This window comes from Nocardioides daedukensis (assembly GCF_013408415.1).
GTDB lineage: Bacteria > Actinomycetota > Actinomycetes > Propionibacteriales > Nocardioidaceae > Nocardioides > Nocardioides daedukensis.
The window spans coordinates 1923773-1942134 of the sequence record NZ_JACCAA010000001.1; the positions used below are offsets into that span (position 1 = coordinate 1923773).

Annotated in this window: 20 protein-coding genes; 9 read left to right on the top strand and 11 right to left on the bottom strand. The window is 69.7% G+C overall.

Features of this window, described 5'->3' with window-relative positions; translation table 11 throughout:
• Positions 1–90: 90 nt before the first annotated feature.
• From BJ980_RS09565 to ssd, 7 genes are all read right to left on the bottom strand, one after another.
• Positions 91–453: an Rv3654c family TadE-like protein gene (locus tag BJ980_RS09565; RefSeq protein WP_179502076.1), complete on the bottom strand. Its 363-nt coding sequence runs from the start codon at positions 451–453 to the stop codon at positions 91–93.
• Positions 437–787, bottom strand: coding sequence for a TadE family type IV pilus minor pilin (locus BJ980_RS09570; RefSeq protein ID WP_179502077.1), 351 nt, complete (start codon positions 785–787; stop codon positions 437–439). The genes BJ980_RS09565 and BJ980_RS09570 overlap by 17 nt, the downstream gene beginning before the upstream one ends.
• A gap of 26 nt (positions 788–813) precedes the next feature.
• Positions 814–987 carry a DUF4244 domain-containing protein gene (locus tag BJ980_RS09575; protein WP_179502078.1) on the bottom strand — a complete coding sequence of 58 codons (174 nt, stop codon included), beginning with the start codon at positions 985–987 and terminating at the stop codon, positions 814–816.
• Positions 988–1120: 133 nt separating this feature from the next.
• Entirely contained in the window at positions 1121–1837 is a 717-nt protein-coding gene (locus BJ980_RS09580; RefSeq protein ID WP_179502079.1) for a type II secretion system F family protein, read from the bottom strand.
• Positions 1834–2610 (bottom strand): type II secretion system F family protein, encoded by a 777-nt coding sequence (locus BJ980_RS09585; protein ID WP_179502080.1) that lies wholly within the window; start codon positions 2608–2610, stop codon positions 1834–1836. The genes BJ980_RS09580 and BJ980_RS09585 overlap by 4 nt, the downstream gene beginning before the upstream one ends.
• Positions 2607–3770, bottom strand: coding sequence for a TadA family conjugal transfer-associated ATPase (locus tag BJ980_RS09590; protein ID WP_343047763.1), 1164 nt, complete (start codon positions 3768–3770; stop codon positions 2607–2609). The genes BJ980_RS09585 and BJ980_RS09590 overlap by 4 nt, the downstream gene beginning before the upstream one ends.
• Positions 3767–4828, bottom strand: coding sequence for a septum site-determining protein Ssd (ssd, locus tag BJ980_RS09595; RefSeq protein ID WP_179502081.1), 1062 nt, complete (start codon positions 4826–4828; stop codon positions 3767–3769). Before ssd ends, BJ980_RS09590 begins: the two co-directional genes overlap by 4 nt.
• Before the next feature lie 168 nt (positions 4829–4996).
• Here ssd and BJ980_RS09600 point away from each other — a divergent pair, with 168 nt between their 5' ends.
• Entirely contained in the window at positions 4997–5803 is an 807-nt protein-coding gene (locus BJ980_RS09600; RefSeq protein ID WP_179502082.1) for an HAD family hydrolase, read from the top strand.
• 262 nt (positions 5804–6065) lie between these two features.
• Here BJ980_RS09600 and BJ980_RS09605 read toward each other — a convergent pair whose 3' ends face one another.
• Complete coding sequence (locus tag BJ980_RS09605) at positions 6066–6797, bottom strand: Fic family protein (RefSeq protein ID WP_179502083.1); 732 nt, start codon at positions 6795–6797, stop codon at positions 6066–6068.
• A gap of 65 nt (positions 6798–6862) precedes the next feature.
• On the opposite strand from BJ980_RS09605, the gene BJ980_RS09610 reads away from it, so the two are divergent.
• Positions 6863–7651 carry a class I SAM-dependent methyltransferase gene (locus BJ980_RS09610; RefSeq protein ID WP_179502084.1) on the top strand — a complete coding sequence of 263 codons (789 nt, stop codon included), beginning with the start codon at positions 6863–6865 and terminating at the stop codon, positions 7649–7651.
• Positions 7652–7665: 14 nt separating this feature from the next.
• On the opposite strand, the gene BJ980_RS09615 is transcribed toward BJ980_RS09610, so the two are convergent.
• Entirely contained in the window at positions 7666–9048 is a 1383-nt protein-coding gene (locus BJ980_RS09615) for a hypothetical protein (protein ID WP_179502085.1), read from the bottom strand.
• Positions 9049–9102: 54 nt separating this feature from the next.
• Here BJ980_RS09615 and BJ980_RS09620 point away from each other — a divergent pair, with 54 nt between their 5' ends.
• The 6 genes from BJ980_RS09620 (at position 9103) to BJ980_RS09645 (ending at position 14983) form a co-directional block, all read left to right on the top strand.
• Entirely contained in the window at positions 9103–10215 is a 1113-nt protein-coding gene (locus BJ980_RS09620) for a sensor histidine kinase (RefSeq protein WP_179502086.1), read from the top strand.
• A gap of 13 nt (positions 10216–10228) precedes the next feature.
• Positions 10229–10954, top strand: a complete 726-nt coding sequence (locus BJ980_RS09625; RefSeq protein ID WP_179502087.1) for a LytR/AlgR family response regulator transcription factor — start codon at positions 10229–10231, stop codon at positions 10952–10954.
• Positions 10951–11352, top strand: coding sequence for a hypothetical protein (locus BJ980_RS09630; protein ID WP_179502088.1), 402 nt, complete (start codon positions 10951–10953; stop codon positions 11350–11352). Before BJ980_RS09625 ends, BJ980_RS09630 begins: the two co-directional genes overlap by 4 nt.
• Complete coding sequence (locus BJ980_RS09635) at positions 11349–12836, top strand: sodium:solute symporter family transporter (RefSeq protein ID WP_179502089.1); 1488 nt, start codon at positions 11349–11351, stop codon at positions 12834–12836. Before BJ980_RS09630 ends, BJ980_RS09635 begins: the two co-directional genes overlap by 4 nt.
• A 136-nt stretch (positions 12837–12972) precedes the next feature.
• On the top strand, positions 12973–13350 hold the full coding sequence (locus BJ980_RS09640) for a DUF485 domain-containing protein (RefSeq protein WP_343047764.1): 378 nt from the start codon (positions 12973–12975) through the stop codon (positions 13348–13350).
• A gap of 1 nt (position 13351) precedes the next feature.
• Positions 13352–14983: a solute symporter family protein gene (locus BJ980_RS09645; RefSeq protein ID WP_179502091.1), complete on the top strand. Its 1632-nt coding sequence runs from the start codon at positions 13352–13354 to the stop codon at positions 14981–14983.
• A 34-nt stretch (positions 14984–15017) separates the two neighbouring features.
• Here the strand turns inward: BJ980_RS09645 and BJ980_RS09650 are convergent, their stop codons facing one another.
• The gene (locus BJ980_RS09650) at positions 15018–15242 is read right to left on the bottom strand and encodes a DUF6458 family protein (RefSeq protein WP_179502092.1); all 225 of its coding nucleotides are present in this window, start codon (positions 15240–15242) and stop codon (positions 15018–15020) included.
• A gap of 239 nt (positions 15243–15481) precedes the next feature.
• On the opposite strand from BJ980_RS09650, the gene acs reads away from it, so the two are divergent.
• Positions 15482–17458 (top strand): acetate--CoA ligase, encoded by a 1977-nt coding sequence (gene acs, locus BJ980_RS09655; RefSeq protein WP_179503845.1) that lies wholly within the window; start codon positions 15482–15484, stop codon positions 17456–17458.
• A gap of 222 nt (positions 17459–17680) precedes the next feature.
• Here acs and BJ980_RS09660 read toward each other — a convergent pair whose 3' ends face one another.
• Positions 17681–18358 (bottom strand): Crp/Fnr family transcriptional regulator, encoded by a 678-nt coding sequence (locus tag BJ980_RS09660; RefSeq protein WP_343047765.1) that lies wholly within the window; start codon positions 18356–18358, stop codon positions 17681–17683.
• Positions 18359–18362: the final 4 nt, after the last annotated feature.

The window sequence follows — 18362 nt, forward strand, 5'->3', positions numbered from 1 at the left end:
TCACACCGACTCACGCTGGCCACGCGCAGGCCGCGCCAAGCACCGCGGGCGCCCCGAGCTCCACCGTGCCCCGGGGTGCTCTCGCAAGGCTCACCCGGGTCCGGCGCGCGCATTGCCCCGGGTGGTGAAGGAATGGCCCAGGAACTCCGGACCCGCGACCTCCACCCGGACCAGCACGTCCTCGCCCTCGACGAGGCACCCGACCAGGACGACTCCGTTGGCACCGGCATTCGCTGCCGCCGCGGCGCAGGGGTCTCCGCCGGACTGGAGCGTGGCTGCACCGGCCAGGGCGGCCAGGTCGGCGCCGGACTGCGCCGCGCGGTGCGCCGATGCGGTGGCCGTGATGAACACCGATGCCATGCCCAGCAACAGGATCACGCACACCAGCGAGATCGCGACCACGGATGCGGCGCCGTGCTCGGACGCGCTGCGGTGCTCACGGCGCCGGCGCATCGACGCGTCCTGTGTCACTCTCCTCGACCAGGGCGACCGCCTCACCACGGGTGGAGCCACCCAGCGAGAACGGCCCGACGGGCGAGGCCACCTCGGCCACGACCACGACTGTGATCCTCCCGGCCGACTCGCTGACCGAGACCTCGGCGCGCGGCACCACCCGGCGGGCCAGCTCGGTGGCGTCCTCGGAGGACTCCCCTCGCGCCATCGCCCGGGCCGCCTCGCGAGCCGCATCGGTCGCCTTCATCTGCTGCACCCCGAAGGCGACCATCCAGACCATCGCCAGGGTGACTGCGACCAGGAGCGGGAGGGCGAGCGCCGTCTCCGCCGTCACCGCTCCCCTCTCCCGCTCTTGGTGTCTCATCCGATGCCGAGCATCCCGAGTGCGTGATTGAACATCTGCTGCAGCATCTGGTCACCGAACCCACCGGTGACCAGCTGGTAGAGCACACCGCCCAGGCCGGCGCCTGCGGCTGTGCCGACGGCGTACTCCGCTGTCGTGATGCCCTGTTCGGACGTCCTGCGATCGATCATCGACTCTCCTCCGTTCCGACCACCGGGCGTGGCCACGAGCACCACGATCCGCCGATCTGCCGACGGCCGCGCCGGGTCAGGGACGAGCTGTGGATGACCGGGTCGGCACCCGGTCCTGTGGACGGAAACCGGGTCACCAGGCCACCGCCTGCATCGAGGCCACCACCACAGGCACGATCCCGACGAGCAGGAAGGCCGGCAACAAGCACAGCCCCAGCGGCAGGGCCGCCCTGACCCCGACGGTGCGGGCCCGATCCTCCGCGTCGGCGCGCGCCTCACGGGCCAGATCGACCCCGAGACGGCGTACGACCTCTGCCACCGGCACCCCGGAACCGTGCGCACGGGCGAGCGCCCTGCCGACACGCTCGAAGCCCGGCTGCCGGGCCAGCTCGGACCAGACCAGCTCGGGCGCGACACCGACGGAGAGCCGCGCCTCGCTGCGGCGCAGGGCGGCAGTGGCCGGGCCCGGCAGCGCCCGCGTCACCTGGCGTACGGCGTCGGGAAGGGCAGCACCCGAGGCCAGCACCATCGCCAACAGCTGAATGACGTGCGGCAGCTCCCGCGCGGCCTGCGCCCTGTCCTCGCGGACCCCGGCCGGCTCCATCCGGCCGATCGTGGTCCAGACCCCGGCGCTGACAGCTGCTGCCACCACCCAGCCGACCACCCCGCCGACGAGGGTGACTCCCGCCAACCCAGACACCAGGGCGAGCACCATCCGGTGCCGCACCAGCACCGACTCACCCGGCCGAGCAGTCGGAGCCGCACGCGCATCGAGTGGCGGGGACGACCGCCCCGGCCAGACCACCGCCGCAGCCAGCGCGATCAGGACGGCACAGAGCACGGCACTCATGCGGCCGCCTCGACCGAGCCGGCGATCGTCTCGATCCACCACAGACCGAGCAGCGTCAGCAACACCCCAGCGGCCAGGCACGCCAGGCCCACCGGCGAGGTGAGCAGGAACCCGATCGGGTCGCCGCCCGTGCCCGAGCCCAGGAGCAGGGTCAGCACCGGCAGTGCCGCGATCAGCCGCGCCGTCGACCGCGCGGAGGAGAGCTCGGAACGGACCAGCCTGCGGGTCGCCCGTCGCTCGCGAAGCGTCCCGGCCACCTCGGCGAGCGAGTCGGCCAGGCCACCGCCCGAGCGCTGGGTGACCTGCCAGGCCGCGGCCACCAGAGTCAGGTCACCGGCACCCGGCCGCCCCGCGAGAACACGCAGGGCATCCGGCACCGGGGCACCGAGTCGGTGCGTCATCGCGACCGATGACATCGGCTCCCACAGCTCCACCGCGTCCTCGAGACACCGCCCGACCGGTCTCCCACTCGCCAACTCGGCGGCGAGCACCTCACAGACCTCCTGGATCCGGGTCGCGGTCTGCGCTGCATCCGTGCCAGCACGGTGGCGTCGGCGCAGCAGCAACCCACCGACCAGGAGCATCGCGAGCACCGCTGCAGGGGCAATGAACCGGGCGGCCCCAACCAACACACCGACCCCGACCACGGCGACCAGCGCCGGCCCGGCCACGAGTGCCAGCATCCAGCCGGGCCATCTGCCGCCGCGCGGCACCGGTCTGGCCAGGAACAGTGCGGCGACCAGGCAACCGGCTGCGACGAGTGCGCTGGTCATCGCTCGAGCCGCTCGGCAAGATCCTCGAGCGCGACTCCCTCGACGACACCGCCGGCGGAGGTGAAGGACACCGCAGGTGCCATCGACACCAGGCCATCGGGTCCTCGCCGCGGTACGGCGACCTGGGTCAGCCGCCGGGGACCGCTGCCCTCGCGGGCCAGGTGCAGCACGACATCGATGGCCGAGGCGAACTGGCTGTGGGCGGCGTCGCGGGCCAGTCCGGCGGGCAACGCCAAGGCCTCCACTCGCGCGGGTACGTCGAGTGCCGAGTTGGCGTGGATCGTGCCGCAGCCGCCCTCATGGCCGGTGTTCAACGCCGCCAGCAGGTCGACCACCTCGGTGCCGCGGACCTCGCCGACGACCAGCCGGTCGGGACGCATCCGCAGCGCCTGTCGGACCAGTGTCCGCATCGGGATCTCACCGGCGCCCTCGATGTTGGCCGTGCGTGACTCGAGTCCCACGACGTGCGGGTGGTCCGGGCGCAGCTCGCTGGAGTCCTCCACCAGCACGAGCCGATGCGCCGGATCGACCTCGGCGAGCAGGGCCGCCAGCAGGGTGGTCTTTCCGGTGCCGGTCCCTCCGGAGACCAGGAACGAGAGCCGGCTGCCGACGATCCGGCGCAGCAGCTGGGCACCGCGCCGTCCCACCGCCCCGTGCGCGGCCAGCTCGTCCAGCGACCAGCCGGCCGGGCGTGGCACCCGAAGCGAGATCGCGGTTCCGGGTCTGGCCAGCGGCGACAGCACGGCGTGGCAGCGGGTGCCGTCGGCGAGCCGCACGTCCACATAGGGGGTGGCGTCATCGAGACGGCGACCACCACCGGCCGCCAACCGCTGCGCGAGACGGCGTACGGCCGCATCGTCGGCGAACCGGACGCCGGTGGGTTCCAGCCCGGCCCCTCGGTCGACCCAGACCTGGTCGGGACCGTTGACCAGCACGTCGGTGACGCCCGGCTCCCGCAGGAGGGGGTCGAGCGGACCCGCCCCGAGCACGTCCGAGCGCAGGGCCTCATGCACCGCGAGCACCGTCTCGTCCCCGACCGGTCGACCCGACGCCCGCAACGCCTCGGCCACGCGCTGCGGCGTGAGCTGCTCACCGGTGCTGGCCAGCCTGTCGCGAATGACGTCGACCAACCCGGGCGCGAGGGGCACCGGAGCACTCACGCCGCTGCACTGTCCGAACGGACCGCCTCCGGGCCGCAGGACGCCAACACGTCCAGGGCGGCGCGCGCCAGCACGCAGCGCTTCGACTTCAGTGGCCCCTTGCCCAGGTCGATCGACTCATCGAGTCCGCGCTGGTCCGGCATCGCCGTCAGCACCGGGGCGCCGACCGCGCGCGCAGCCTCGGAGGCCTCCACGCCGGACCCGCGGACCACCTGCCACAGCGGCCCGGACTGCAGGGCGCGAGCCACGAACCGGGCCGACGACGCCAGTCCCGGCACGGTGGCCCGGGTGAGGACGACCAGGGTCTGGCAGCGCGCCATCAGCTCCTCGGTGAGCGCGTCGGGGGTGCGGGGCAAGTCGAGCACGACGAGCCGGTGCCCACGCACAGCGGCGGCCAGGGCCGAGCGCACGGCGAAGGGTTGTGCCCCTCCGGTGGTCCCGGGGCCCCAGGCGAGCACCCGCAGATCGCCCAGCGCCGGCAACGAGTCCCGGAAGGCGCGTGCGCCGAGTCGCCCGGTCGACTGCTGCAGGGCGTCCCACCGGATCCCGTCGATCCTCTCGAGCCCGAGCACCGCGTCCGCTCCGGGCCCCATCGGGTCCACGTCCATCAGGCAGCTCGGCCACCGCCATGACGCCACCTGGGCCAGGGCACAGGCGAACGTCGTCGCGCCGGCGCCACCCGAACCGCCCACCACGCCGATGGTGATGGCGTCGTCGGCGATCCGCTCGTCCGACTCGGCGAGCACCTCGAGCACCCACGAGTCGGACCGCGGCAGCTCGGCGACGTTGTCGATGCCCAAGGACATCGCCACCCGGAAGATGTCGTCGGGCAGCCGCCCCCACCCGACCAGGTGCAGCCCTTGTCGTCGTCCCGGTTCGATGGCGGCCAGCTCGCCGGCCAGGTCGGCGCCCACCAGCACGACCGGAGCGGAGCTCCACGACCGGAGCGCCTGGGCCGGCTCGGTGACGACGTCCGGCGCCACACCGGCTGCCGCGGCCAGCCGCGCCAGCTCGTCGAGGAGAGTCTGGTCCCGAGTGATGATCAATGGATTCGTCATGCAGCCAAGGGTTCCCGCAACGTACGGCGTCGTACCCGAAGATTCCGCGACCTGTGGACAACCTCGCCGCGCCGAATACCTGTGGACGAAAAGCGGCCCTCGCGACCCAGGACGCGGGGAGGAGGTCACCGTCCAAGATCTGCGCACCCGCCCGGCTAGGCTTCACACATGCCCGCACCGGCCCGGAAGCAAGCGGCCTTCTTCGATCTCGACAAGACGATCATCGCCAAGTCGAGCGCGCTCGCCTTCTCCCGTCCGTTCCAGGCAGGTGGGCTGATCACCCGCCGCGCGGCCCTGCGCACGGCGTACGCGCAGTTCGTCTATCTGGTCGGCGGCGCCGACCACGACCAGATGGAGAAGATCCGTCACTTCATGTCGCAGCTTGTGGAGGGCTGGGACGTGGCCACGGTGCAGGACATCGTCGCCGAGACCCTCCACAACGTCGTCGATCCGCTCGTCTATGACGAAGCGGTCAGCCTGATCGAGGAGCACCGCCTGGCCGGGCGCGAGGTGATCATCGTGTCCACCTCGGGCTCCGAGGTGGTCGGGCCGATCGGGGAGATGCTCGGCGCGGACCGGGTGATCGCCACCCGCCTGGAGATCGCGGACGGCAAGTACACCGGCGAGATCGACTACTACGCCTATGCCGAGACCAAGGCCGAGGCGATCCGCGGGCTCGCACAGTCCGAGGGCTACGACCTCGCTCACTGCTATGCCTACAGCGACTCGATCACCGATGCCCCGATGCTCGGCGCCGTGGGGCACCCCTTCGCGGTCAATCCCGACAAGGACCTGCGCAAGCTTGCGGTCGAGAACGAGTGGCCGATACTGGTCTTCACCAAGCCGGTCGCTCTGGGGAGCCGGATGAGGTTCCCACCGGCCAGCCCGACGCTCGCGGCACTGGCCGTGGGCGGTCTCGTGGCGATCGGTGGAGCGATCGCGATCAATGCCCGCAAGCGCAACCAGACGGCCTGAGCGGGCCCTGGGCGCCTGCACCAAAGGTGTTGGAAGTCAACCCTTGAAGTGGCCGCGGAAGCGGCGTAGACATGGACTCAACAACTCCAGAGTTTGCACATGGATCCGGTACCCACGCGGCGATCTACCCTTCTTCAGGGCGCGTGCCGATTCGGGATACTCCCGGGGCAGCAGTTAGACAACGCACGCTTGTTATCCGGTCTTCATGTGTCAGCGGCGGCACCCGAATCCTTGCGAAGCGGGTGCCGCTCGCATTTGTCCTTCAGTCCCTGACCGGGCTCTTCTCGGCTGCCACCGCATAGGCCTCGGTCGCATACAGCAGCCAGGCATGTACGCCGTTGCTGCCGCCGGCGTGGGCATAGGCGCGCAGGTTCGACTCGTATTCCGCACGCAGCTCCAGGTGGCCGGCCTCCGGGACCAACAGGGACTTCTCGTCCACGCCCCGGGCGACCAGCACGAGTCGTTCGGCGGCCCGCGCCACGATCCCGTTGTGGGAGGCGAACGGTGCCGCCGTGATCAGGTCGGCGTGCACGATCGCCGCCACCAGCATGGCCGGCGCAGCGGTGGGCGCGAGCAGGGTCGTCGACAGCGCGCGGAGGCGCTCGGCGGCCTCACCGTCGCGAGGTCGGCCGAGCTGGTCGTCGGAGACACTCCCCTTACCGGCAAGGGCGTGCAGCCTCGCGAACGCCTGCAGCGGCGACCGGGCCAGCAGCGGCACCAGGGAGAGCACCTCGGTCGAGACCCGGACCGCGGCCTGGACAGTCTCGTCCCCACTTCCCGCACGGACCTCTTCGATGGGTGAGCCCGAACCCTCGAGCACGGCACTGGCGCAGGCGCCCCTCAGCAGTGACTCGGTGGTCAGCTGGGGCGGGGTCTTGCGCAACCCCCGGTCGCGCAGAAGCGCATCGACGCCGTCGCGGGTCGCCGCGAACCCGGACGGCACGCCCTCGAGCGAGGTGAGGGAGCCAAGGGGATCGTTGGTGACACTGCTCATGGAGGCAACGTTAGGACATGCCCTGTGCCGCGGAACCCTCAGCCGGAGCAGGTAGCCTCGATCCAATGGACCAGCAGCCGCACCGCAATGCGTTCCCCGAGGATGCCGTCACCTGGCTCCTCGGCACGTCGCCGCGCACCGTGGCCGTGCTCGGCGACGCCGGCGTCGCCGAGGCCTGCGCCGCCCTGGGCCACGACGTGACCGACGTCGAGGGCTCGACTCGGGGCCAGGCGCTTCCCTTCACGGACCGGTCCGTGGACGCGGTGGTGGCCATTCGGACCGTTCCCCGCGACCTCGAGGACGTTGCCAGGGTGTTGCGCCCGGGCGGCCAGCTGGCACTGGTCCAGAACCAGCGGGACCGACGGATCCCGTGGGCACGCAAGCTCGATGACGTCCTCAGGTTGGCGGCACGCGGTGAGGAGTCGGCGGAGCGGATCATCTCCTCGCCCCTCTTCGGCTTCGTCTCCGACGCGGAGTTCCGGCACTGGCAGATGGTGAACAACGAGACCCTGCCCCTGGTCCTGGCCCACGAGCTGACCCACCTCGACGAGAGCGCCCGCCGTCAGCGCCTGGACGCTGCGCTCGAGCTGTACGCCGACTACGGCCGCGGCGCGGACGGGATGCAGCTGCCCTGGCTCAGCCGTTGCCATCGCGCAACGGTCGTGGAGAGCGCCTGGGCTCCGCCGCATGCCTATGACGAGCGCCCCACCGACGGCACCGCCCGCGAGGGCGAGACCGACCAGACCTCCCCCAGCGGGTCGTCATCGGACGAGCCCGGCTCGGCACCCGGCTCAGCACCCGCCGCCCCGCAGGACGGCTCCGACTCAGACCTGCTGCTGATCGACTTCCGCTGAGCCGGACAGCCCGATCAGGCCTGCTTCTTGAGGTTCTCGGTCAGCTGGTCCACCGCCTTGGCATATTGCGGCCCGGTCACCTGGATGGACTTGTAGCCCGAGCTGGATGAGTAGCTCTCGATCGAGATGCGCACGTTGATGACGTAGGCACCCGAGCGGAAGTAGACGTTGCTGTAGTCGCGGTCGCGGGTCAGCATCGCCTGGTCGGCCTTGGTCTTGAGCGGCTTCGCGCCGGCTCCGGTGAAGTAGCTGAAGTGCTTCTTGGCCTCGGCTTCGCTCTCGCCGTGGTTGATGGTGACGCGGAAGCGGATGGTGCCCTCGTCGCCATACTTCTTCTCGAACTTGGTCTTCGTGTAGGTGTCGCTCAGTGCACTCGCCGAATAGCCCCGCGAGCAACCGTTGCGCACAGTCTCGATGGCCGCACCCCGCTGGGCCTTGTAGGCGCCGTAGCGCGGCGGCAGGTGGTCCCGGTTGACCTCGCCATTGGGATCCAACCCGAAGGTGGCCTTGAAGGCCGCCTTGTCCAGCACGGCGCAGGGCTCGACGATCGGTGTGCTGCCGACCTTCGGCTCCTCGTCATAGGTCGGTGCCGGGGACTGGCTGAGGTTCGGGTCGGCCAGGTTGGTGCGGATCGTCGCGATCGCCACCGCAGCCTTCTCGAGGAAGTCCGCGTCATCGACGGAGTTGTCGTTGTCGTAGCTCATCACGACCTTCTTGTTGCCCTCGAGGATGATGAACTTCCGGCTCCCCTCGGAGTAGTCCTCCCACTCCGGGAGCACCATCGACTTCAGGTCGTCCAGCGTCGAACCACGACCACCGGCCTGATAGATCGCGAAGTTGTCCTCCAGCTCGGCGAGCAGGCCCGTGGCGGCAGGCTTGTCGCTCAGGTCGGCGGCCCGATAGGCGGTCATCATCTTCTCGACGTCGGAGGTCTCGTAGGGGAGCTCCGAGATGAGCTCGCGGACGTCCGCGTAGGGCTCCAGCCGCTGCTCGAGCCGGATGCTGAGGTACCAGGGCGAGCCGTAGGCGTCGCAGCTCGTGCGTGCCGATCCGTAGCCACGGCTGCGCTTGTCGGGCAGCGAGGCGTCGTAGTACTCCTCGTAGACCTGTGACCTCGGAGGCAGGTTGCCGAAGATCTGCTCGATCTTCCCCCGGGGCAACAGCCGGCAGACACTGACATAGCGCTCGCCGGCGACCTTGAGCTCCTGCTTGGGAGCGAGCAGGTCGGGACTGGCGTCCTTGATCTGGGTCAGACCGGTCGGGGGCTTGCCGCTCCCCGCGCCGAGCTTGGGCTCCTTGGGGTCGCCCTTGGTCAGCCCGATCACACCGATCACCGCAGCAGCGATGACGGTCAGGGCCACGACCGGGATCAACACGAACTTCACGAAGCGATTCACGACCGTGTCCTGCCCCGAGCGGAACCGGGTCAAACGTCCCCTATCGTGACCAACATGGCGTTCGGATGGCGGCGTACCCACCTCGGCACGGAGGCTGACCGTGCCACCTTCCGGACCCTGCACACCGCGTCGTTGGCCTCGCCCGCCCTCCGCGAGGGCCTGACCACCGCCAGCGCCGAGCGCAGCGTGCGCCACCTGCGCGCCCTCCTCGGCGCTCCGGCACTCGCCGTCACCGACACCGTCGGCCTGCTCGCCTGGGACGGCACCGGTGAGCACCACGCCCACCAGTGCCCCGACGTGATCGCCCGCGCGCTCGAGCACGGGGGCACCCGGGTCGCCGACCATCGCGAGCTGCCCTGTGACCAGCCCGGGTGTCAGATCCGATATGCGATCGTCTCTCCCCTGGTCGTCGAGGAGACGATCGTGGGGACGCTCCAGGTGCTCACCGCCAACGCCACCGCCGGGCTGGTGAAGGCAGCCGACGAGGTCGCCACCTGGGTCTCCGGGCAGCTGGAGCTGGCTGAGCTGGACGCGTCGCGCAACCGGTTGATGGAGGCGGAGGTGCGGGCGCTGCGGGCCCAGATCTCCCCGCACTTCATCTACAACTCGCTGGGCGCCATCGCGTCGTTCGTGCGCACCGATCCGGACCGGGCACGCGAGCTGCTGCTCGAGTTCGCCGACTTCACCCGCTACTCCTTCCGCCGGCACGGCGAGTTCACCACCCTGGCCGAGGAGCTCCGCTCGGTCGAGCGCTATCTCCTGCTCGAGCAGGCCCGCTTCGGCGACCGCTTGGCGGTCACGTTGCGGATCGCGCCCGAGGTGCTCCCGGTCGCGGTGCCGTTCCTGTGCATCCAGCCGCTGGTGGAGAACGCCGTACGCCACGGGCTTGCCGACAAGGGCGACGGCCAGATCACGATCATCGCGCGCGATGCCGGCGCCGAGTGCCTGATCACCGTGGAGGACAACGGCGCCGGCGAGGAACCCGAGCGGGTACGTCGTGCCCTGGCCGGTGACGCGGAGCTCGACTCGGTCGGCCTGGGCAACGTCGACGTGCGGTTGCGCGACACCTTCGGCGACGACTACGGCCTGGTGGTCGAGACTGCTCCGGGCGCCGGCACGAAGGTCTTCGTCCGGGTGCCGAAGTTCGCCCCTGGGGTGCAGACATGATGGGAGTGCGGACATGGCGTTGAAGGTCCTGGTCATCGACGACGAGCGGCCCGCGCTCGACGAGCTCACCTGGCTGCTCGGCCGCCAACCCGACATCGGCGAGATCCTCGCCGTCGACTCCGCCACCGATGCCCTGCGCCTGCTCCAGGGCACCCGGGTCGACGCGGTCTTCCTCGACATCCAGATGCCCGGCCTGACCGGGCTCGAGCTGGGCCAGGTGCTCTCCCGGTTCCGGTCCCCGCCACCGATCGTCTTCGTGACCGCGCACGAGCAGCACGCCGTCGACGCCTTCGAGCTGCGCGCGGTCGACTACGTGCTCAAGCCGGTGCGCGAGGAACGCCTTGCCGAAGCCGTACGTCGTGTGGTCGCCGGCACCACGTCACCGCAAGCCGGTGAGGACGAGCAGATCGCCGTCGAGCGCGGCGGAGTCACCCGCTTCATCAACCGGTCCGCGATCACCCACGTCGAGGCGCAGGGCGACTATGCCCGCCTGCACACCGAGAGTGACTCGCACCTGGTCCGCACTCCGCTCACGGTCCTGGAGGAGCAGTGGGGGCCGGCCGGGTTCGTCCGGATCCACCGCTCGCTGCTGGTTGCGCTGGCCCACATCAGCGAGGTGCGGATGGAGGGTGGCCGCTGCACGGTCCGGGTGGGTCCGCCGGAGCGGTCGGTGGACCTGGGCGTGAGCCGCCGGCACACCCCGGCGCTGCGCGAGCTGCTGGGCAGGAGCCGACCGTGACCACGAGCCCGCCCGAACGGGTCCGGGTCACCGGGCCCCCACGGCGTACGACCAGGCACCGCGCACGCGCCCGCGACATCGACGACCAGACGATGCTGGGCACGGTGCTGATGGTCTCGTTGCTGCGCACCCAGCTGCGCCTGGCCCTGATGACGCTGACGCCGTTGGTGCTGATCGCGGTGGGGCTGCCGCTGGCCTTCCACCTGGTGCCGTCGTTCTCGGACGTGAGCGTGCTCGGGATGCCGATCGCCCTGCTGTTGCTGGGGATCTTGATCTATCCGCTGCTGTTCTTGCTGGGCTGGAACCATGTCCGGCTCGCCGAGCGTCACGAGCGGGACTTTGCCGAGCTGGTCGAGACGGTCGAGTCACCCCTGGCATCGCCCACGGAGACGCCGTGACCGCGGAGGCACTCAGCATCACAGCGGTCGTGCTGGTCGCCCTGACCACGCTGGCGATCGGCACCTGGGGACTCCGGTTCTCCCGGACGACGAGCGACTTCTTCGTTGCCTCGCGCACGGTGCGCCCGGGCTTGAACGCGTCGGCGATCGGCGGTGAATACCTCTCCGCAGCCTCGTTCCTGGGCGTCGCCGGCCTGGTCCTGGTCTTCGGGGCCGACATGCTCTGGTATCCCGTCGGCTGGACGGCGGGCTACCTGGTGCTCCTCGTCTTCGTCGCCGCTCCGTTGCGCCGCTCCGGCGCCTACACGCTGCCCGACTTCGCCGAGGCCCGCCTCGCCTCCACCCGGGTCCGGTCCCTGTGCTCGCTGCTGGTCGTGGCGATCGGGTGGCTCTATCTCGTGCCGCAGTTCCAGGGTGCGGGCATCACGCTCTCCTCGACCACCGGCGCACCGTCGTGGCTGGGTGCGGTCGTGGTCGCCGCCGTGGTCCTGGTCAACGTGCTCTCCGGTGGCATGCGGTCGATCACCTTCGTGCAGGCCTTCCAGTACTGGTTGAAGCTGACCGCGCTGCTGGTCCCCGCGATCGTGCTGGTCGGTGTCTGGCTCGACGACGGACGCCCAGGCCCCTCGGTGAGCGACGCAGCCTGGTCCCTGCCGCTCGGGGAGGGCGGCGGCCAGGGGCTCTATCTCACCTGGTCGCTGATCATCGCGACCTTCCTCGGCACGATGGGGCTGCCGCACGTGGTGGTCCGCTACTACACCAACCCGGACGGGCGAGCCGCGCGTCGTACGACGGTCGCGGTGCTCGGGCTACTCGGGCTGTTCTACCTGCTCCCACCGATCTATTCCGCCCTGGGCCGGGTCTACTCCGACGGCACCGCCCCCGACGTGCTGGTGCTCGAGCTGCCCATGCTGATAGTCCCCGGGATCGGCGGCGAGCTGCTCTCGGCGCTGGTCACCGCCGGTGCCTTCGCGGCGTTCCTGTCGACCTCGTCGGGACTCTCGGTGGCCGTGGCCGGCGTGGTCACCCAGGACGTCTTCCGCGGCACCCGGATCACCGGCGTGCGCGCGTTCCGGGTGGCCGGGGCGATCGCGGTGATCACCCCGTGCACCGCCGCCGTGCTTGCCCCCGACCTGGGCATCGCCAAGGCGGTCGGGTTGGCCTTCGCCGTCGCTGCCTCGACGTTCTGTCCGCTGCTGCTGCTCGGCATCTGGTGGCGGGGCCTGACCGACGTCGGTGCGATCGCCGGCCTGCTGACCGGGTTCATCGCCTCGGGCATCGGGGTGACCTATTCCCTCAGCAGCTGGACGGCCTCGGGCTGGGTCGACGTACTGCTCTCCCAGCCCGCGGCGTGGGCGGTGCCCCTAGCCTTCACCACGATGTACGCCGTCTCCAAGGCCACCGCGTCACGGGTCCCGGGGCACGTGCGGCGGTTCATGGTGAGGCTGCACACCCCCGAAGCGGTCGCGCTCGACCGCGGCTGAACCGTTCGTCGTCCCCCATCGACCGTTCACCGATTCGCGAGCGCCATTCGGCGCGCAGGCCCCGCGCACTCCTGATGGAGCGACCCGTGACGCTTCTAGCGTGATGGTGATCACAACTTCGAGAAGGGACCCCGCCGTGCCCCCGAATGCACATGACCAAGCCGATCGGCACCATCCGATCTATGACGAGCTGCACGCGACACCCGAGTTCACCGAGCTGCGCCGCGCCTATCGCGGGTTCGTGTTCCCTGCGACCGTCGCCTTCCTGGTCTGGTACCTGCTCTACGTCGTGCTCTCCATGTGGGCCTCCGACCTGATGGGCCAGAAGGTCGTCGGCAACATCAACGTGGCGCTGGTCTTCGGGCTGCTCCAGTTCCTGACCACCTTCCTGCTGGCGTGGTGGTACTCCTCCTACAGCACCAAGAAGCTGGACCCGCTGGCCCGCAAGCTCAACGACGACTTCAACGCGCACATGGACGGCCCTGCCGCCGGTGCCGCCGGAACGGAGGCCTGACATGGATGGCGACCAGATCCTCACCTCGGGCCTCTTCCTCTCGGTCGTGGCCCTGACCGTCTACATCACCTTCCGCGCCAGCCGGGGCAGCAGCGGCACCACCGACTTCTATGCCGGCGGACGCGGGTTCTCCGGTTTCCAGAACGGTCTGGCGATCGGCGGCGACTACATGTCGGCGGCGTCGTTCCTCGGCATCTCCGGCGCGATCGCGCTCTCCGGCTATGACGGCTTCCTCTACTCGATCGGCTTCCTCGTCGCCTGGCTGGTGGCGCTGCTGCTCGTCGCAGAGGTGCTGCGCAACTCCGGGCGCTACACGATGGCCGACCAGCTCGCCTACCGGATGAAGCAGCGCCCGGTCCGCACCGCGGCCGCCACCTCGACCGTGGTCGTGTCGATCTTCTACCTGCTCGCGCAGATGGTCGGCGCCGGCGCCCTGGTCACCCTGCTGCTGGGCGTCGAGTCCGACTGGCTCAAGAACCTGACCATCTTCTTCGTCGGCGGCCTGATGATCTTCTACGTCACCGTCGGCGGGATGAAGGGCACCACCTGGGTGCAGATCATCAAGGCAGTGCTGCTGATGATCGGCTCCCTGCTGATCGTCGTGCTCGTGCTCGCGCACTTCGGGTTCAACCTCTCCGAGCTGCTCGGCACCGCCGCCTCCAACACCGGCCAGGGCAATGCGTTCCTCGAGCCGGGACTGAAATATGGCACCGACATGACCTCCAAGCTGGACTTCGTCTCGCTCGGGATCGCCCTGGTGCTGGGCACCGCAGGCCTGCCGCACATCCTGATCCGCTTCTACACGGTGCCGACCTCGCGCGACGCCCGGAAGTCGGTGCTGTGGGCGATCGGCCTGATCGGCGCGTTCTACCTGATGACCCTGGTCCTCGGCTTCGGCGCTGCGGCGATGCTCGACACCGAGGCCTACGCCAAGGTCAAGGAGTCCAGCGGAAACTTGGCCTCCCCGCTGCTCGCCGAAGAGGTCGGAGGAGGCGCTGGCACGACCGGCGGCGCGATCCTGCTGGCTCTGATCGCCGCGGTGGCCTTCGCCACGATCCTGGCAGTGGTTGCCGGCCTGACGCTGACCTCGTCGGCCAGTGTGGCCCACGACCTCTACAACAGCGTGGGCAAGAAGGGGAAGGCGACCGAGAAGGAGGAGCTGAAGGTGGCTCGCATCGCGGCCGGCTGCATCGGCCTGGTGGCGATCATCCTGGCCATCCCCGCCCAGAACCTGAACATCGCCTTCCTGGTGGCCCTGGCCTTCGCCATCGCTGCCTCGGCCAACCTGCCGGCGATCATCTACAACATGTTCTGGCGCCGCTTCAACACCCGCGGTGCGGTGTGGAGCATCTATGGCGGGCTGATCTCGGCAGTGGGCCTGGTGGTCTTTTCGCCGGTGATGTCCGGCAAGGGCGTCGACGCTGAAGGCAACAACCTCTCGCTGCTGCCGACCAGCATCGACATCTCCTGGTTCCCCCTGGAGAACCCGGGCATCGTGTCGATCCCGCTGGGCTTCCTGCTCGGCTTCATCGGCTCGATCACCTCGAAGGAGAACTCCGCAGCGGAGCGTTACACCGAGCTCGAGGTGCGCGCCCTGTCCGGAGCGGGCGCAGAAAAGGCGATCCAGCACTGATCGTGCCGGATCGCCTCCTCGGACCGCCGGTGGTTCAGACCACCGGCGGTTCGCGCCGGTCGTCCACGACGTGCGTGGTGCGAGAGCGCTGCGCGTTCATGACCAGGGCGAGCACGATGGCGAGCACGCCCAGCAACGCCAGGATCCAACCCAGCGTGTCGGAGGCAATCACGTCGTCGACGCTCGCTGGCAGGTCGACCGCCCCCAACCCGAGGATCAGGCCGATGGCAAGCAGCACGATTCCTAGACCGATTCCCATGATGAGCTCCTTGACTGTAGTGAATTGTCCCGTTATCCACAGTCGGTCAACCCAACCCCCAAGTCAACGACCGAAGCGGGTCGCCGCGCCGCGGATGCACCTTTTGCACCGCATCCCCATCGACACATCCACCCTCGTGCCCACCCGTTCTTGGCCCTAGGCTGGCCAGACGCCGGTCGTTCAATGAAACCGAATCAGGAGACACCGTGACTGAGCAGTCCGAGACCCTTTCCAACCTGATGCACGAGGAGCGCCGCTTTGCTCCTCCCGCCGATCTGGCTGCGTCCGCGAACGTGAAGGAGGACGCCTATGCCAGCGCCTCCAACGACTTCGAGGGCTTCTGGGCCGAGCAGGCCGAACGCCTCACCTGGGGGACCAAGTGGGACCGGGTTCTCGACTGGGACAACCCGCCCTTCGCTAAGTGGTACACCGGCGGCACTATCAACGCCGCGGTCAACTGCGTGGACCGGCACGTCGATGCCGGCAACGGCGACAAGGTCGCCATCCACTGGGTCGGCGAGCCCGAGGACGACGCCCGCGACATCACCTACTCAGACCTGCGCGACGAGGTCAACAAGGCCACGAACGCGCTGATCTCCCTCGGGGTGAAGAAGGGCGACCGGGTGGCGATCTATCTGCCGATGATCCCCGAGTGCGTCTTCACGATGCTCGCCTGCGCCCGCCTCGGCGCCCCGCACACGGTCGTGTTCGGTGGCTTCTCCGCCGACGCCCTTGCCTCCCGGGTCGAGGACTGCGGCGCCAAGGTGATCGTCACCTCCGACGGTGGCTACCGTCGCGGTGCCCCGTCCGGGCTCAAGCCGGCCGTGGACGGTGCCGTCGCCAAGCTCGCGGGCGGCGACGCTGCCGTGGAGCATGTCCTGGTGGTACGTCGTACCGGCCAGGAAGTGGACTGGAACGAGTCCGTCGACAAGTGGTGGCACGACGTCGTGGACGGCCAGTCCGTCGAGCACGAGGCCGAGATGCATGACTCGGAGCACCCGCTCTACGTCATGTACACCTCCGGCACGACGGGCAAGCCCAAGGGCATCCTGCACACCACGGCCGGCTACCTGGTGGGTACGTCGTACACGCACTGGGCGGTCTTCGACCTCAAGCCCGAGACGGACGTCTACTGGTGCACCGCCGACGTCGGCTGGGTGACCGGCCACTCCTACATGGTCTACGGCCCGCTCGCCAACGGCGCGACGCAGGTGATGTACGAGGGCACCCCGGACAGCCCGCGCAAGGGCCGCTGGTGGGAGATCGTGGAGAAGTACGGCGTGACGATCTTCTACACCGCCCCCACCGCGATCCGCACCTTCATGAAGCAGGGACGCGAGATCCCCGACCAGCACGATCTCTCCTCGATCCGGCTGCTCGGCTCGGTCGGTGAGCCGATCAACCCGGAGGCCTACATGTGGTACCGGGAGGTCATCGGTGGCGCCGACGGTCCGGATTCGGGTGTGCCCGTGGTGGACACCTGGTGGCAGACCGAGACCGGGCAGATCATGATCTCGCCGCTCCCCGGCGTGACCCACGGCAAGCCCGGCTCGGCGATGAAGGCACTGCCCGGCATCGAGGCCGACGTGGTCAACGACCAGGGTGAGTCGGTGCCCAACGGTTCCGGTGGCTACCTGATCCTGCGCAAGCCGTGGCCGGCGATGCTGCGCACCATCTGGGGCGACGACCAGCGGTTCAAGGACACCTACTGGTCGCGCTGGCCGGACGTCTACTTCGCCGGTGACGGCGCCAAGAAGGACGAGGACGGCGACATCTGGGTGCTCGGCCGCGTCGATGACGTGATGAACGTGTCCGGCCACCGGCTCTCGACCACCGAGATCGAGTCCGCACTGGTCTCGCACCCGAAGGTCGCCGAGGCCGCCGTCGTCGGCGCCACCGACGAGACCACCGGGCAGGCAGTGTGTGCCTTCGTGATCCTGCGGGAGAGCGCGGTCACCGAGGCGGACGAGAACGGCGAGGGCTCGGACCTGGTCCAGGAGCTGCGCAACCACGTGGCCAAGGAGATCGGTGCGATCGCCAAGCCACGGCAGATCATGATCGTTCCCGAGCTGCCGAAGACGCGCTCGGGCAAGATCATGCGCCGCCTCCTGCGCGATGTGGCCGAGAACCGCGAGATCGGTGACGTCACCACGCTCGCCGACTCGTCGGTGATGCAGATGATCCAGTCGGGCCTGTCCGGCTCCTCCGACGCCTGACCCTCCCGCCGACCCGGCAGTTGTTGACGCCCCCCACCGTCAACAACTGCCGGGTCGACGCACGTCAGGCCCCGGCTCAGCGCACCTCACCGCCGAGCCGGCAGTTGTTGACGCCCCCCACCGTCAACAACTGCCGGGTCGATGCAAAATGCAGCGCGGCCGCCGTTCCCCCGAGGGGAGCGGCGGCCGCGTGCTACGTCGTACGACGTGTGGCGTTGGTGATCAGCGGGCGCGGCGCGAGAGGCGCTCGATGTCCATGATCACGACCGAGCGCGGCTCGAGGCGGAGCCAACCGCGCGAGGCGAAGTCGGCGAGGGCCTTGTTGACCGTCTCGCGGGAGGCACCGACCAGCTGGGCCAGCTCCTCCTGGGTGAGGTCGTGGTGGACGTGTACGCCGTCGTCGGCGGTGCGGCCGAAGCGGTCTGCCAGCTCGAGCAGCGCCTTGGCGACACGGCCGGGCACGTCGGAGAAGACCAGGTCGGCGTTGACGTCGTTGGCCTTGCGCAGGCGGCTGGCGATCTGGGAGAGCAGGCCGTGCGCGACCGCAGGACGTCCCTCCAGCCAGCGCAGCAGGTCCTCGTGGGAGAGCGAGGCGAACGCGGCGTCGGTGACGGTGGTGACCGTGGCGGAACGCGGGCCCGGGTCGAAGAGCGAGAGCTCACCGAACATGGCGCCGGGGCCGAGGATGGCCAAGAGGTTCTCGCGACCGTCCGAAGAGGTGCGGCCGAGCTTCACCTTGCCCTCGAGGACGACGTAGAGCTTGTCGCCGGAGTCACCTTCGTGGAAGAGGACCTCGCCCCTGCGCAGTCGGGTCTCGCCCATCGACGACCGCAACGCCGTGGCGGCCTCGTCGTCGAGCGCGCTGAAGAGCGGAGCCTGACGCAGCACGTCGTTGTCCACAAGT

What these genes read in the sequence shown, in the direction of transcription:
- BJ980_RS09650 (WP_179502092.1), bottom strand. Translation starts at nt 15,242, where the DNA reads ATGGGAATCGGTCTAGGAATCGTGCTGCTTGCCATCGGCCTGATCCTC.
- BJ980_RS09605 (WP_179502083.1), bottom strand. Translation starts at nt 6,797, where the DNA reads ATGAGCAGTGTCACCAACGATCCCCTTGGCTCCCTCACCTCGCTCGAG.
- BJ980_RS09620 (WP_179502086.1), top strand. Translation starts at nt 9,103, where the DNA reads ATGGCGTTCGGATGGCGGCGTACCCACCTCGGCACGGAGGCTGACCGT.
- BJ980_RS09585 (WP_179502080.1), bottom strand. Translation starts at nt 2,610, where the DNA reads ATGACCAGCGCACTCGTCGCAGCCGGTTGCCTGGTCGCCGCACTGTTC.
- BJ980_RS09610 (WP_179502084.1), top strand. Translation starts at nt 6,863, where the DNA reads ATGGACCAGCAGCCGCACCGCAATGCGTTCCCCGAGGATGCCGTCACC.
- BJ980_RS09600 (WP_179502082.1), top strand. Translation starts at nt 4,997, where the DNA reads ATGCCCGCACCGGCCCGGAAGCAAGCGGCCTTCTTCGATCTCGACAAG.
- BJ980_RS09625 (WP_179502087.1), top strand. Translation starts at nt 10,229, where the DNA reads ATGGCGTTGAAGGTCCTGGTCATCGACGACGAGCGGCCCGCGCTCGAC.
- BJ980_RS09645 (WP_179502091.1), top strand. Translation starts at nt 13,352, where the DNA reads ATGGATGGCGACCAGATCCTCACCTCGGGCCTCTTCCTCTCGGTCGTG.
- BJ980_RS09580 (WP_179502079.1), bottom strand. Translation starts at nt 1,837, where the DNA reads ATGAGTGCCGTGCTCTGTGCCGTCCTGATCGCGCTGGCTGCGGCGGTG.
- ssd (WP_179502081.1), bottom strand. Translation starts at nt 4,828, where the DNA reads ATGACGAATCCATTGATCATCACTCGGGACCAGACTCTCCTCGACGAG.
- BJ980_RS09575 (WP_179502078.1), bottom strand. Translation starts at nt 987, where the DNA reads ATGATCGATCGCAGGACGTCCGAACAGGGCATCACGACAGCGGAGTAC.
- BJ980_RS09565 (WP_179502076.1), bottom strand. Translation starts at nt 453, where the DNA reads ATGCGCCGGCGCCGTGAGCACCGCAGCGCGTCCGAGCACGGCGCCGCA.
- acs (WP_179503845.1), top strand. Translation starts at nt 15,482, where the DNA reads ATGCACGAGGAGCGCCGCTTTGCTCCTCCCGCCGATCTGGCTGCGTCC.